This window comes from Catellatospora aurea, assembly GCF_042663325.1.
Taxonomy (GTDB): domain Bacteria; phylum Actinomycetota; class Actinomycetes; order Mycobacteriales; family Micromonosporaceae; genus Catellatospora; species Catellatospora aurea.
On record NZ_JBHTAC010000054.1, the window covers coordinates 1 to 13,906 of the forward strand.

General features: G+C 73.7%; 11 protein-coding genes and 2 pseudogenes. 11 read left to right on the forward strand and 2 right to left on the reverse strand.

Features of this window, described 5'->3' with window-relative positions:
- Positions 1 to 411 precede the first annotated feature (411 nt).
- On the reverse strand, positions 412 to 1,950 hold the full coding sequence (locus ACFQO7_RS32950; protein WP_376810055.1) for a hypothetical protein: 1,539 nt from the start codon (positions 1,948 to 1,950) through the stop codon (positions 412 to 414).
- Here ACFQO7_RS32950 and ACFQO7_RS32955 point away from each other — a divergent pair.
- The 7 genes and pseudogenes from ACFQO7_RS32955 (at position 1,894) to recN (ending at position 8,412) form a co-directional block, all read left to right on the forward strand.
- A complete protein-coding gene (locus ACFQO7_RS32955) occupies positions 1,894 to 2,835 on the forward strand; it encodes a Replicase polyprotein 1ab (RefSeq protein WP_376810056.1) in 942 nt (313 codons plus the stop codon). The two genes, ACFQO7_RS32950 and ACFQO7_RS32955, sit on opposite strands and share 57 nt — an antisense overlap.
- Positions 2,832 to 3,632, forward strand: a pseudogene (locus ACFQO7_RS32960) (HAD-IIA family hydrolase); the annotation flags it as partial. The gene ACFQO7_RS32955 and the pseudogene ACFQO7_RS32960, both read left to right, overlap by 4 nt.
- Positions 3,633 to 3,713: 81 nt before the next feature.
- Positions 3,714 to 4,580: a phasin family protein gene (locus ACFQO7_RS32965; RefSeq protein WP_376810057.1), complete on the forward strand. Its 867-nt coding sequence runs from the start codon at positions 3,714 to 3,716 to the stop codon at positions 4,578 to 4,580.
- Positions 4,577 to 4,804: a hypothetical protein gene (locus ACFQO7_RS32970; RefSeq protein WP_376810058.1), complete on the forward strand. Its 228-nt coding sequence runs from the start codon at positions 4,577 to 4,579 to the stop codon at positions 4,802 to 4,804. Before ACFQO7_RS32965 ends, ACFQO7_RS32970 begins: the two co-directional genes overlap by 4 nt.
- A gap of 5 nt (positions 4,805 to 4,809) precedes the next feature.
- Complete coding sequence (locus ACFQO7_RS32975) at positions 4,810 to 5,631, forward strand: TlyA family RNA methyltransferase (protein WP_376810059.1); 822 nt, start codon at positions 4,810 to 4,812, stop codon at positions 5,629 to 5,631.
- Entirely contained in the window at positions 5,632 to 6,537 is a 906-nt protein-coding gene (locus ACFQO7_RS32980) for an NAD kinase (RefSeq protein ID WP_376810060.1), read from the forward strand.
- Positions 6,538 to 6,666: 129 nt separating this feature from the next.
- A complete protein-coding gene (recN, locus tag ACFQO7_RS32985) occupies positions 6,667 to 8,412 on the forward strand; it encodes a DNA repair protein RecN (protein ID WP_376810061.1) in 1,746 nt (581 codons plus the stop codon).
- A 75-nt stretch (positions 8,413 to 8,487) separates the two neighbouring features.
- Here the strand turns inward: recN and ACFQO7_RS32990 are convergent, their stop codons facing one another.
- A complete protein-coding gene (locus ACFQO7_RS32990) occupies positions 8,488 to 8,811 on the reverse strand; it encodes a DMT family transporter (protein ID WP_376810062.1) in 324 nt (107 codons plus the stop codon).
- Positions 8,812 to 8,972: 161 nt separating this feature from the next.
- Here ACFQO7_RS32990 and steA point away from each other — a divergent pair, with 161 nt between their 5' ends.
- The 4 genes and pseudogenes from steA (at position 8,973) to ACFQO7_RS33010 (ending at position 13,897) form a co-directional block, all read left to right on the forward strand.
- The gene (steA, locus tag ACFQO7_RS32995) at positions 8,973 to 10,151 is read left to right on the forward strand and encodes a putative cytokinetic ring protein SteA (RefSeq protein ID WP_376810063.1); all 1,179 of its coding nucleotides are present in this window, start codon (positions 8,973 to 8,975) and stop codon (positions 10,149 to 10,151) included.
- Positions 10,152 to 10,178: 27 nt separating this feature from the next.
- Entirely contained in the window at positions 10,179 to 11,108 is a 930-nt protein-coding gene (locus tag ACFQO7_RS33000; protein WP_376810064.1) for a copper transporter, read from the forward strand.
- A gap of 6 nt (positions 11,109 to 11,114) precedes the next feature.
- A pseudogene (locus ACFQO7_RS33005) lies at positions 11,115 to 11,942 on the forward strand (hypothetical protein); the annotation flags it as partial.
- A gap of 314 nt (positions 11,943 to 12,256) precedes the next feature.
- Positions 12,257 to 13,897, forward strand: a complete 1,641-nt coding sequence (locus ACFQO7_RS33010) for a lipid II flippase MurJ (RefSeq protein WP_376810065.1) — start codon at positions 12,257 to 12,259, stop codon at positions 13,895 to 13,897.
- Positions 13,898 to 13,906: the final 9 nt, after the last annotated feature.

Sequence of the window (13,906 nt, forward strand, 5' to 3'; positions counted from 1 at the left end):
GCCGATGGTACTGCAACGGGGACGTTGTGGGAGAGTAGGACACCGCCGGACAAACGTTCCATACGAGGGCCTCCCCGCCAGGGGTAGGCCCTCGTATGCGTTGTGCCGCCGATTCACGGCGGCATCAGGAAGGATGTACCCGTGAACTCGAGTTCCAACGACAAGCCCGGACAGGACTCGTCCGGCCAGGCCGGCCGCGGAGGCGGTGGGCCTCGCTCCGAGAGGGGCGGGTACGACCGTTCTCACGGCAAGCGCGAAGGTTTCCGACGCGACGGCGACCGTGCCCGTGGTTTCGACGGCGGCTACGACAAGCCGCGTGGCACCGGTGAGCGCGGCGCGCCCCGGCGTGACGGTGACGACCGCGGCGGTTTCCGCGCCGGCGGCGACCGTCGTGAGGGCGGCTTCCGCAGCTCAGGTGACCGTACCGGTGGTGACCGGGGCGGGTTCCGTGGTGGTGACCGGGACCGCACCGGTGGCAGCCGTGAGGGTGGTTTCCGTAGCGGTGGCGACCGTCCGAGCTACGGCGATCGTTCCGGCAGCCGTGAGGGTGGCTTCCGCAGTGGCGGCGACCGCGGTGGGTTCTCCCGCGGTGGCGACCGTCCGAGTTACGGCGACCGTTCCGGCAGCCGTGAGGGCGGGTTCCGTGGTGGTGACCAGAACCGCACCGGTGGCAGCCGTGAGGGTGGTTTCCGCAGTGGCGGTGACCGTCCGAGCTACGGCGACCGCACGGGCGGCAGCCGCGAGGGTGGCTTCCGCAGTGGCGGCGACCGCGGTGGCGACCGCCCCGGCGGCGACCGTCGTGAGGGCGGCTTCCGCAGTGGCGGCGACCGCGAGCGTTTCGGCGGCGGTGACCGTCGCGAGGGCGGTTTCCGGGGCGGCGACGATCGGGGTGGCGACCGCGGCGGCTTCCGTAGCGGTGGTGACCGTCGTGAGGGCGGCTTCCGCAGCGGTGGTGACCGTCGTGAGGGCGGCTTCCGCAGCGGTGGCGACCGTCCGAGCTACGGCGACCGTACCGGCGGCAGCCGTGAGGGTGGTTTCCGCAGTGGCGGCGACCGTCCGAGCTACGGCGACCGCACGGGCGGCAGCCGTGAGGGTGGTTTCCGCAGCGGCGGCGACCGCGAGCGTTCCGGCGGTGGTGACCGTCGTGAGGGCGGCTTCCGTGGTGACCGTCCCGGTGGGGACCGTCGTGAGGGTGGCTTCCGCCGCCCGTCCGAGGACCGTGGCGGTTACCGCAGCGGTGGCTTCGGCGACCGTGACCGTACCGGCGGCAGCCGTGAGGGCGGGTTCCGTGGTGGCGACCGTGACCGGACCGGTGGCGACCGCCGTGAGGGCTTCCGCAGCGGCGGTGACCGTCCGAGCTACGGCGACCGTACGGGTGGCACCCGCGAGGGTGGCTTCCGTTCGGGTGGTGACCGCGGCGGGTTCTCTCGTGGCGGCGACCGTCCCGGCTACGGCGACCGCACCGGTGGCGACCGTCGTGAGGGTGGCTTCCGCAGCGGCGGCGATCGCGACCGCTTCGGCGGCGGTGACCGTCCCGGTGGCGACCGTGGCGGGTTCAACCGCGGCGACCGTCCCGGCTACGGCGACCGTTCCGGCAGCCGCGAGGGCGGGTTCCGCAGTGGCGGTGACCGCGAGCGTTTCGGTGGCGGCGACCGTCGTGAGGGCGGGTTCCGGGGTGACGACCGCGGTGACCGTCGTGAGGGCGGGTTCCGTGGTGGCGACCGTCCGTCCGGCGACCGTCGCGAGGGCGGCTTCCGCAGTGGCAGCGGCCCCGCCGAGCGCCGTGAGGGCGAGCGGTCCGCCGAGGGCACGGAGGCCCGCGAGTTCGAGGGTACGGGCCGTCCCGGTCCCGCGCTGCCCGACGACATCACGGCGGCGGACCTCGACAGCGAGGTGCGTGCCGAGCTGCTCTCGCTGGCCAAGCCGGTGGCGGACACGGTCGCGCGGCACCTCGTCGCGACCGGTCAGCTGATCGACGACGACCCGGAGCAGGCGCTGGAGCACGCGCTGGCCGCCCGTCGGCTGGCGTCGCGCATCGCGGTGGTCCGTGAGGCCGTCGGCCTGGCCGCGTACCAGACGGGTGACTGGGCGAGCGCGATCGCGGAGATCCGTACGTACCACCGGATGACGGGGCGGCAGACGCACCTGGCCGTGCTGGCCGACTGCGAGCGGGCGCTGGGCCGGCCGGAGAAGGCGATCGACCTGTTCCGCGGTGTCGAGCGCGACAAGCTCAGCCAGGGTGAGGCGCTGGAGCTGCTGATCGTGGCGGCCGGCGCCCGGGGCGACATGGGCCAGCACGAGGCGGCTGCGGCGATGCTGCAGGTGCGCGAGCTGACCGTGGAGTCTAACGAGGACTGGTCGCCGCGGCTGCGGTACGCGTACGCCGACGCGCTGCTGGCGTCGGGGCGTGCCGAGGAGGCTCGGGAGTGGTTCGCCAAGGCGGCCGCCGCCGACACCGACGCGGTGACCGACGCGGCTGAGCGGCTGCTCGAGATGGACGGCGTCGAGATCGAGGACGAGCCCGAGGTGGACGACGAGCCCGCCGACCGTGCCACCAAGGCCGAGGCCGAGGCCGAGGCCGAGGACGCGGACGAGGACGACCTCGACGGCGAGGACTACGACGACGAGGATGACGAAGACCTCGAGGACGAGGACGACGAAGACCTCGACGAGGACGACCTCGACGACGAAGACGATGACGACGAAGACGATGACGACGAGGACCGCGACGGCGGCGCCGAAGACGAGGACGACGACGACCTCGAGGACTTCGACGAGAAGCCCACGGCCGCTACTGTCGACACCCCCGCGACGAAGGCGGAAACAGACAAGTGACATCGCTCGTCGAGAACTATGACCTGGTCATATTCGATCTCGACGGCGTGCTGTACCTCATCGACCGCCCCATTCCCGGGGCGGTCGATGCGTTGGCGCGCCTCAGGGATCAGGGCATGGCCGTGCGCTTCGCGACCAACAACGCGTCGCGGCGTGCGGCCGAGGTCGCGGCGCTGCTGCGGGGCATGGGCATCGCCGCCCAGCCGCAGGAGGTGCTGACCTCGGCCGGTGCGGCCGCGGCGCTGCTGGCGCAGCGGCTGGAGCCGGGTGCGCCGGTGCTGGTGCTGGGCGCGCCCGCGCTGCGCGGTGAGGTGACCGACGTCGGGCTGCGGCCCGTCGACAGCGCCGACGACAACCCGCGCGCGGTCGTCCAGGGGTTCGGGCCCGACCTCGGCTGGAAGCAGCTGGCGGAGGCGTGTGTCGCGATCCGGGCGGGGGCCTGGTGGATGGCGACGAACACCGACCGGACCCTGCCGACGCTGCGCGGGCCGTTGCCGGGCAACGGTTCCCTGGTCGCGCTGCTGGTGCACGCGCTGGAGCGGGAGCCCGACGTGGTGGTGGGCAAGCCCGAGCCGGGCCTGTTCGCGACCGCGGCGGCGCAGGCGTCGGCCCGGCGGGTGTTGGTGGTCGGCGACCGGCTGGACACCGACATCGCCGGTGCGCACCGGGCGGGCATGGACAGCCTGCTGGTGCTGACCGGAGTCTCGACCGCCGTGGAGGCGGCCGCGGCGAGTGGACAGCTGCGCCCGACCTACGTGGCAGCCGATCTGGGGGGCCTGTTCACTGCGCCTGCGGTTCCGGCACTGTAGCGTTGGTCCGCGGAACGGTACGGGACGCTTACGGCGTCCCGAACCGGGCATCAGTCGGCAGGAGAGGTGGTGACCGCTGTGGCGAGCAAGTCGGGCGAACCCGTGCAGGACGTGGTCAAGGCGTACCTGGAGCTGGCCTTCGGGCTGACCGAGGCGTCGAAGAAGAAGGCGGAGAAGACCGTCAAGAAGGCGGCCAAGGAGCTGCTCGGCAAGAGCGGCGCGACCGCGTCGCAGCTGCAGACGATGGCCGAGGAGCTGGTCACCACCGGCTTGCAGAACCGTGAGGCGATCACCCGCATCGTGCGGCTGGAGCTGGACCGTGCGCTCGGCCGGGTCGGCCTGGCCACCGCCGAGGAGGTCGCCACGCTGACCGCCCGGATCGAGGACCTCGAGGGCCAGCTGCGCGAGGCGAAGGCCGACCGGCCCGCGTCCACGACCAACGGGTCCTCCGCCGCCGCGAGCCCGGTGGTCGCCGCCGCGCCGGTGGCCAAGAAGGCCGTCGCCAAGAAGGCGATCGCTCCGGCGCAGGCCACCGCCCCGGCGAAGGCGGCGGAGGCGGCCAAGCCGGCGGAGCCGGTCACGACCCCGGCGGCGGTCGCCAAGCGGGTCCACAAGGCCACGCCCCTGGTGAAGGCCGCGCCCGCGAAGAAGGCGCCCGCAGCGAAGGTGGAACCCGCCCAGGAGGCCCCGATCAAGGGCGCCGCGGCGGCCCGCAAGCCGGCGAAGGCCGTGGCGAAGAAGGCCGCGAAGGCTCCCGCCGGGGTGGACGCCGCCACCGCGATCGACGCCGTCGCCAAGGCGACGTCCGGCAGCCCCGAGCCGGTGGCCCCGGTCGCGTTCAGCTCCGCCCCCGACGTGCCGGTGGCCGCGAAGAAGGCTCCGGCCAAGAAGTCCGCGGCCAAGAAGGCCCCCGCCGGTAAGGCGGCCACCGCGTGACCTCACCGCAGCTGCCGCTGTCGTTCTCGCCGTCGGGGGTCCCGGCGCCGCGTCCGATGCCGACACCGGCGACGCTCATGCCCGGCCCGACCGGCCACCACGCGGTGGACGCGGCGGTCCGGGCCGTGGCGAACACCGCCGATCTGCCGCTGGCCGAGCAGCTGGCGGCGTACGAGGCCGCGCACAAGACGTTGCGGGAAGTCCTGACCGCGATCGAGGCCTGACGCACATGGCACGACGTACCCGCCTGGACGCGGAGCTGGTCCGCCGCGGGCTGGCCCGGTCCCGCGACCACGCCGGTGAACTGATCGCCGCGGGCCGGGTCGAGGTCAAGGGCTCCGTGGCGCACAAGGCCGCGGCCATGGTCGACCCGGCCGACGCGGTACGCGTGGTCGGCGAGTCCACCGGCGACGACTACGTGTCCCGGGGCGGGCACAAGCTGGCCGGGGCGCTGGCCGCGTTCACGCCGCACGGCCTGACCGTCGCGGGCCGCCGCTGCCTGGATGCGGGCGCCTCGACCGGCGGGTTCACCGACGTGCTGCTGCGCAGCGGCGCGGCCGAGGTCGTCGCCGTGGACGTGGGCTACGGCCAGCTCGCCTGGTCGCTGCGTACCGACGAGCGGGTGAAGGTGCACGAGCGCACCAACGTGCGCACGCTGACGCCCGAGGTGATCGGCGGTGTGGTCGAGCTGACCGTGGCGGACCTGTCGTTCATCTCGCTGCGGCTGGTGCTGCCGGCGCTGGCCGCGTGCACCGAGGGCGACCTGGTGCTGATGGTCAAGCCGCAGTTCGAGGTCGGCAAGGAGCGGGTCGGCACGGGCGGTGTGGTGCGCGATCCGGCGCTGCGGGCCGAGGCGGTGCTGGACGTCGCGGCGGCCGCGGGCACGCTCGGGCTGGGCGTGGCCGGGGTGACGGCGAGCCCGCTGCCCGGTCCGTCGGGCAACGTGGAGTTCTTCGTGTGGTTCCGGCGCGACGCACCCGCCCCCGCGGTGGACGACATCCGCGCCGTGGTGGAGGCTGGGGTGCCGAACGCACCCGACGCGGAGGACTGAATGACGGAGCGCGTGGCGCTGCTGGTCACCCATACCGGCCGGAAGGACTCCACCGATCACGCCCGCACCGTGGCGCGGGACCTGATCGCGGCGGGGTTCAGCGTGCGGGTGGTGGCCGAGGAGGCCGAGGACCTGGACCTGTCCGGGGTGACGCCCATGTCGGGCGCGTGCGCGGCCCAGGGCGCGGAGATCGTGTTCGCGCTGGGCGGTGACGGCACGCTGCTGCGCGCGGCGGAGCTGGCCCGCCCGGAGGGCGTCCCGCTGCTGGGCATCAACCTGGGCAAGGTCGGCTTCCTGGCCGAGGCCGAGATCGCGGACCTGGACACGGCGGTGCGCGACGTGGTCGCGCGGGAGTACAGCGTCGAGGAGCGGCTGACCCTCGACGTGACCGCCGAGCTGGCCGGTGAGGTCATCGCCGAGTCGTGGGCGCTCAACGAGGTCAGCGTCGAGAAGGGCAGCCGCGAGCGCATGCTCGAACTGCTGGTCGATGTGGACGGTCGCCCGCTGTCGCGCTACGGCTGCGACGGTGTGGTGTGCGCCACGCCGACGGGTTCTACGGCGTACGCGTTCTCGGCCGGCGGGCCCGTGGTGTGGCCGCGGGTGGAGGCGCTGCTGCTGGTGCCGATCAGCGCGCACGCGTTGTTCAGCCGCCCGCTGGTGACCGCGCCGGACTCGACGATCCAGCTCACCATCGACCCGTACACCGAGCACGCGCTGATGAGCTGTGACGGCCGCCGGGTGTTCAGTCTCGCGCCGGGCGCGCAGGTCACGGTGCGGCGCGGGGCGCTGCCGGTGCGGGTGGCGCGGCTGCGGCCGCGGCCGTTCACCGACCGGCTGGTGGCCAAGTTCGGGCTGCCGGTGGAGGGCTGGCGGGCACACGGGCAGCGGCACGCGACCGGCCACTGACGGAGGACCCCGACGGGCGGCGAGCCGCGCCGCGACCGGGTCCTTGATGGTGCGGAACATTCCCATATCGGCAGGTGCCCCGGCGGCCCGGCGTGACACTGTCGGAGGGGCGGGCTACTGTCATCTGCTGTGCTGGAAGAGTTGCGTATCACCGGTCTCGGCGTGATCGAGGACACCACCCTCCCGCTGACCCGTGGCATGAATGTCATCACCGGTGAGACCGGTGCCGGCAAGACCATGGTCGTCACCGGGCTGGGGCTGCTGTTCGGCGGGCGTGCCGACGCCGGCCGGGTGCGGGCCGAGCCGGGCCGCGCCACCGTCGAAGGCCGACTGCGGCTGGCGGGCAACGCGGCCAGTGCCGTGGCCGCCCGAGTGGCCGAGGCCGGAGCCGAGGGCGACGACGACGGCACGCTGCTGATGAGCCGCACCGTCACCGTCGAGGGCCGGTCCAAGGCCCACGTGGGCGGGCGCACCGTGCCGGTGTCGCTGCTCAGCGACGTCGGTGAGCAGGTCGTGGCGGTGCACGGCCAGTCCGACCAACTGCGCCTGCTGCGCCCGTCGGAGCAGCGGGGCGCGCTGGACCGCTTCGCCGGTCCGGAGCACGAGAAGCTGCTGGTGGAGTTCAAGGAGCTGTTCGGCCGGTGGCGTGGCGTGGCCGACGACCTGGCCGACCGGCGCGCCAACATGCGCACCCGGGCGCAGGAGGCCGACCTGCTGCGGCTGGGCCTCGACGAGATCACGCGGGTGGACCCGCAGGCCGGTGAGGACGAGGAGCTGCGGGCCGAGGCCCAGCGCCTGGAGCACGCCGAGGGCCTGCGCACCGCCGCGCACATCGCGCACCAGGCGATCGCGGGCGGCGGCGAGACCGACAGCGAGGACGCGACCAGCCTGGTCGGCACGGCCCGGCGCACCCTGGAGTCGCAGTCCACCGTGGACGCGAAGCTGGGGGAGTACGCCGCCCGCCTGGAGGAGGCCGCGTCGCTGCTCGGCGACGTCTCGGTGGAGCTGTCGACGTACCTGGCGAGCCTGGACGCCGACCCGGCGCGGCTGCAGCAGATCTACGAGCGGCGCGCCGCGCTGCGCTCGCTGACCCGCAAGTACGCCGACGACGTCGACGGCGTCATCGCCTGGGCAGACAACGCCCGGTCCCGGCTGGCCGCGCTGGACACTTCCGACGAGCTGCTCGACGAGCTGGAGCGGGAGATGAACCGGCTCGCCGGCGAGGTCGCCGAGCTGGCCGCGAAGCTGCGCGCGGCGCGGCTGGAGGCCGCCGGGCGCTTCGCCGACAAGGTGACCGTGGAGCTGGCCGGGCTGGCCATGCCGCACGCCCGCATCTCGGTGCTGGTCGTGCCGCGCCCGGCCGGTGACATCAGCCTGGTGGTCGACGGGGTCGAGTCCGGGGTGACCCCCGACGGCGCCGACGACATCGAGCTGCGCCTGCTGGCGCACCCGGGTGCGCCCGCGCTGCCGCTGCAGAAGGGCGCGTCCGGTGGTGAGCTGTCCCGGGTGATGCTGGCGATCGAGGTCGTGTTCGCCGGGGTCGGCGGCCCGCCGACGCTGGTCTTCGATGAGGTCGACTCGGGTGTCGGCGGCCGCGCCGCGGTGGAGATCGGACGGCGGCTGGCCCGGCTGGCCCGCAACCACCAGGTGCTGGTCGTCACGCACCTGCCGCAGGTCGCCGCGTTCGCCGACCGCCACCTGGTGGTGGCCAAGGACACCGGCGGCGCGATCACCACGAGCGGCGTGCGCGTCGTCGAGGAGACCGAGCGGGCCCGTGAGCTGGCCCGCATGCTGGCCGGCCTGCCGGACTCGGACCTGGGCATCGCGCACGCGGAGGAACTGCTGGCCGTGGCGGCCCGCGAACGCGCCGCCTGACCCCGTACCACCGCCGAGGGCGGTGCGCCCCACCCCCGGGTGGCGCGCACCGCCCTCGGCGCGTTGCGGGGCGGGTCAGTGCTGCCGGCCCAGTTCCAGGGCGACGACGCCGGCGGCGACCAGGGCCAGGCCGGCGACCTGGAGCCAGCTGAACCGGTCCTGGAAGAAGACCACCCCGGCCAGGGCGACCAGGGCCACGCCGATGCCCGCCCAGATGCCGTACGCCAGCCCGAGCGCCATGCCGCGTTTGAGCACCTGGCTCAGCAGCACGAAGGCGGTGACGTAACCCACGACCACCACCGCGGACGGGATCGGCTTGGTGAAGCCCGCGGAGGCGCGCAGGCAGACCGTGGCGACGACTTCGGCGAGGATGGCTCCGGCGAGCATGACGTAGATCACGCGGCTCACTGTAGGCGTCGATCATGGGGGTCGGCGCTGATGTGCCGTTGCGGTTACCGTTGATGTCGCGCGAGGTTTCAGACATCACAATTCAGCCCGTATGGGCCGATCAAGGGGTGTCGTACGCGCCAATACCGGACTGACATGCCAGGATGGCTGCGATGCGTCTTCCCACCTTGCGCCGGACCCGGCCCGCCGAACCGGGGATCCTCACCGGCACCGCACGGCTCGACCGCCGGACCAAACGTCTGGTCGGTCGACTGCGCCCTGGCGAGATCGCCGTGATCGATCACGTCGACATCGACCGGGTCGCCGCCGACTCCCTGGTGGCCGTGGGGGTGGCGGCGGTGCTCAACGCCAAGCCCTCCATCTCGGGCCGCTACCCCAACCTTGGTCCCCAGGTGCTGGTCGAGGCCGGCATCACCCTGCTCGACGATCTCGGCGAAGGGGTGTTCCAGCAGATCCGCGAGGGTGACTCGGTCCGGGTCGAGGGCAACACCGTCTTCGTGCGCGGTGAGCCGGTGGCGCACGGGGTGCGCCAGGACGGCGACACCATCGCCAAGGCCATGCTCGACGCCCGCGAGGGCCTGTCGGTGCAGCTGGAGGCGTTCGCCGCGAACACCATGGAGTACCTCAAGCAGGAGCGGGAGCTGCTGCTCGACGGTGTCGGCGTGCCCGACATCAAGACCCAGATCTCCGGCCGGCACTGCCTGATCGTGGTGCGCGGCTACGACTACAAGGCCGATCTGGACGTGCTGCGGCCGTACATCCGCGAGTTCAAGCCGGTCCTGATCGGTGTGGACGGCGGCGCGGACGCGCTGGTCGAGGCGGGCTACACCCCCGACATGATCATCGGTGACATGGACTCGGTCACCGACGACGTGCTGCGCTGCGGCGCCGAGGTGGTCGTGCATGCCTATCCCGACGGCCGGGCCCCGGGCCTGGACCGGGTGCACCAGCTCGGTGTGTCCGGGATCACCTTCCCGGCGGCGGCGACCAGTGAGGACATCGCGATGCTGCTGGCCGACGAGAAGGGCGCGACCCTGATCGTGGCGGTCGGCACCCACGCGACGCTGGTCGAGTTTCTGGACAAGGGCCGCGGGGGTATGGCTTCGACGTTCCTCACCCGCCTGCGGGTGGGCGGCAAGCTGGTCGACGCGAAGGGTGTGAGCCGGCTCTACCGGCAGAGCATTTCAGGTTCCTCATTGCTTTTGCTGGTATTGTCCGCCATTGCCGCTATGGCCGCGGCCGTCGCCGTGTCCACGGTCGGCAAGGCCTACCTGTCGCTGGCCGCGGAGTGGTGGGACGACGTGATGTTCCACCTGCAGCGGCTGTTCTAGGAACCCGGACGATCAAGAGGCTCTGACGTGATCAACTTCAGGTACCACGTGGTGTCCATGACCGCCGTGTTCCTCGCGCTGGCGATCGGGCTGGTCGTGGGGACCGCCGCGCTCAACGGCCCGGCGGCCGACGCCCTCGAGAAGAACGTCAACGCGCTGCGCGCGACCAACTCGCAGCTGCGCGACCAGGTGACCGGCCTGCGCGACCAGGCCAACCGCGAGGAGCAGTTCGTCACCGAGGCCGCGCCGATCATGCTGAACGGCAAGCTCACCAACCGTCGCATCCTGCTGCTGGTGCTGCCCTCGGGCCGCGACCAGGTCGAGGGTGTCGAGAGCATCCTCAAGACGGCCGGTGCCAAGATCGCCGGAACGGTCGAGCTGACCGACAAGTTCTTCAACCCGGACAACAGCGTCGAGCTGCTCGACCTGGAGAACAAGGCCGAGCCGGCCAGCGTGCCCACCACGGCGATCCCGGCCAACAGCGACGGTGTCGAGTCGTCCAGCGCGCTGCTGGCGGCGGTGCTGCTGGACCGCACCCCGGCCGTGCCCGCCCCGGACCGCGCCGCGGTGCTCGCCGCGTACAGCAAGCTCGGCTACCTGACCACCAGCGGCGCCGTGACCGGCCCCGCCGAGGCGGTCGTGCTGGTCAGCGGTTCGCCGTACACGGACAGCCAGGCGGGCGGCAAGAACGCGTCCGTGGTCACCACCGCGGTGCAGTTCGACCACGCGGGTGTCGCGGTGGTCGGCGGCGTGCTCGGCGGCGAGGGCAACCTCATGCTCGAGGTACGTGACGACGCCACGCTCGCCAAGACCATCTCGACCGTCGACAACGCGGAGACGGTGCAGGGCCAGGTCGCCGCGGCGCTGGCGCTGTACGAGCAGTTCGCCGACAGCAAGGCCGGCCACTACGGCGTCGGCCCCAACGCCAGCGCCCTGCTGCCGCAGCAGCAGAAGTGAGCTGACGTGGGTTTACTCGCCAGAGCGGCACTGATCGGCCTGGGCGCTTACGGCGCCCGGGCCGCACTGCGTGTGGTGCGCGACCAGCCCCGGGCCCGGGAGCTGGAGCGCACGAACTTCCGCGGCCGCACCCTCACCCTGGCCGGCGGCCCCGCGCTGGCGGTCTCGGCGAGCGTCACCAGCGCCCTGGGCGCGGGCGACCCGCGCACCGCGGCCGCCGCGCTGGCCGCGGGCCTGTCCGGCGGCGCGGTCGGCCTGTACGACGACGTCGTGGGCGCGCGCCCCGACCAGAAGGCCGACAAGGGCTTCCGGGGCCACCTGCGGGCGCTGCGCGAGGGCCGGGTCACCAGCGGGCTGGTGAAGATCGCCGGGGTGGGCGCGGGCGCGCTGGTCGCCGCGGCGCTGCTGCCCGATCGCCGCGGCCGGGGCAGGTTGGGCCGGGCGGCCGAGGTGGCGCTGGGCGCGGGCGTGATCGCCGGCAGCGCGAACCTGATGAACCTGCTCGACCTGCGTCCCGGGCGGGCGCTCAAGGCCGGTCTGCTGGTCGGTGCGCCGCTGACCGCCACCAGGGCGGGCGGCCTGGTCGCCGGTCCGGTCGGCGCGAGCGCGAGCCTGCTGCCCGCCGACCTCGGCGAGGAGATCATGCTCGGCGACTCCGGCGCGAACGCGCTGGGTGCGCTGCTCGGCGTCAGCGCGACCGCCCGCACCGGCCTGTTCGGCCGCGCGGCCATGCTCGCCGGGATCGCCGCGTTGACCGCCGCCAGCGAGAAGGTCAGCTTCACCAAGGTCATCGAACGCACCCCGGTGCTCCGCGAGATCGACGCCTGGGGCCGCATCCCGGCAGCCAAGCCGGGCACCACCGCGTCGCAGACCGCCCCGCGATCGGCCGCCGAGCTGCCCGCCGAGCCGTTGCCGCCCGTCACGACGGGCGCGGTGGTCACACCGGTGGCCCCTGCGGACGAGGCTGCGGTCAAGCCGAAGATCGCGAAGAAGTCGGTGAAGGCCGCCGCCCGGCAGCCTGCCCCGGCGGACGCGGCCCCTGCCGCGCAGGGATCGGACGAGGCCGACCACGCCGCGGACGCCGCCCCTGCCGCGCCGGTCGCCGACAAGCCGAGGCCACGAGCACGGGCGCCGCGCCGTACCGCTTCATGACCGTGACCGCTGACGACAAGGCCGCGGCCCCCTCGGCCGCCGGCCCGGCAGCGGCCCGCATCGCCGGCGCCGCGACGCTGATCGCGGGCCTGACCGTGCTGGCCCGCCTGGCGGGCTTCGCGCGCACCCTGGTGTTCTCGCAGACCGTCGGCGACGGCGGGCTCAGCGGCATGTACCTGGCCGTCAACACCATCCCGAACATCGTCTTCGAGATCGTGGCCGGTGGCGCGCTGGCCGGGCTGGTGGTGCCGCTGCTGGCCGGGCCGCTGGCGGCAGGCGACCGCGAGCAGGTGCGCCGCACCGTGTCCGCGCTGCTCACCTGGGCGCTGGCTGCCCTGATCCCGCTGGCGGCGGTGCTGTGGCTGGCGGCGGACCCCCTGGTCACCCTGCTGCAGGCGACCGCGCCACCGGAGCTGCATGAGGACGGCGTGGCGATGCTGCGGGTGTTCGCACCGCAGGTTCCGCTCTACGGCATCGGCATCGTGCTGACCGGCGTGCTGCACGCGCACCGCCGGTTCGCCTGGCCGGTGCTCGCGCCGCTGCTGTCGAGCCTCACCGTGATCGGCGCTTACCTGTGGTTCGCCGCCGAGGCCGGGGCCGATCCGGCGCCGGGCACGGTCAGCGGTCCGGAGCTGGCGATCCTGTCGGTCGGCACCACCGTGGGCGTGGTCGTGCTGACCCTGTGCCTGATCATCCCGGTCAGCAGGCTGAACCTGCGGCTGCGGCCGGTGTTCCGCGTCGAGGCCGCACAGCGGCGGCGGATGAGTTCGCTGGCGCTGGCGGGCGCGGCCACAGTCGTGGCGCAGCAGGTGGCGCTGCTGGTCGCGATCATCCTGGCCGGGCGCGTCCACCCCGTCGGTGATGGGGCGTCGGCCAACACGCTTTACAACTTCGCGATGACGCTGTACCTGCTGCCGTGGGCGGTGCTCGCGGTGCCTGCCGCGACGGCCGCGTACCCGGCGATCGCGACCGCTTTCGCCACCGCCGACCAGCACACGCTGCGGCTCACCGTGGCCCGTACCAGCCGGGCGGTGCTGCTGCTCAGCGGGCTCGGCGCGGCCGGGCTGGCCGCGGTGGCCGCCCCGGCGGCGGCGTTCCTGACCGAGGGCGACGGCGCGAGTGCGCTGGCCGCGGCGGTGCTCGCGTTCGCGCCGGGCCTGCTCGGCTACGGGCTGGCCGCGCTGCACCAGCGCACGCTGTACGCGGTGGGCGCGAACCGGCTCGCCGCGCTCGGGGTCAGCGGCGGCTGGGCGGTCACGCTCGCCGCCGCGGTGATCCTGTCCGGGCTGCTGCCGGACTCCCAGCGGGCGGCGGCGCTGGGCGCGGCGAACTCGATCGGCATGCTGGTGATGGCGGCGCTGCTGGCGGCGGCGGTCCGGGCCCGGGTGGGCGGTAACGCCCTGACCGGCCTGTTCCGTGCCGCGCTGGCCGCTTCGGCGGCCGGGCTGGCCGGGGCCGTCGCGGGCGTCGAGGCGGGCCGGGCGCTCGTCTCCGGGACCCCAGGCATCATGGGTCTGGTCGGACAGGGCATGCTGTCCGGTGGCGTGTCGCTTGTAGTCTTCCTGATCGTGTGCGCCCTGCTCGACCTGCCGGACCTGCGTCCGCTGCTCGAGCGGGTGAGCCGCCGACGCGGGTGACCGGGCGGG